A 248-nucleotide genomic window follows, 5' to 3' on the forward strand; every position below is an offset into this window, starting at 1 on the left:
GCTGGATACCGCCGCGCGGAAATGTTGGCGGACGACTCCAGAAATCCGAACGCGCTCGCGCGCGCAGCGTTCCGCATCGCTGCGACGTGCGTGTGATCGAATTTTCTGCGTTGAAATTCATCGTGAGAAATTCCGGGATTGACGAGAATTATTTTTCTAATACAAAGAGTTATAAGCCTACAAATAGAAAAATATTCTACTACGCAAGAAACTGATCTTGGAAAGTTCGATGGGTGTCAGCGCGAAAA

At 47.6% G+C, this 248-nt stretch carries 1 protein-coding gene; it reads left to right on the forward strand.

Annotated features, from left to right (window positions below; genetic code table 11):
• Positions 1 to 215: hypothetical protein (locus tag ACZ3HG_RS24470; protein WP_465335079.1), on the forward strand; the 215-nt coding region annotated here is incomplete at its 5' end.
• Positions 216 to 248: the final 33 nt, after the last annotated feature.

The sequence above is a fragment of the Erwinia sp. PME.40.26/001 genome (assembly GCF_055556675.1).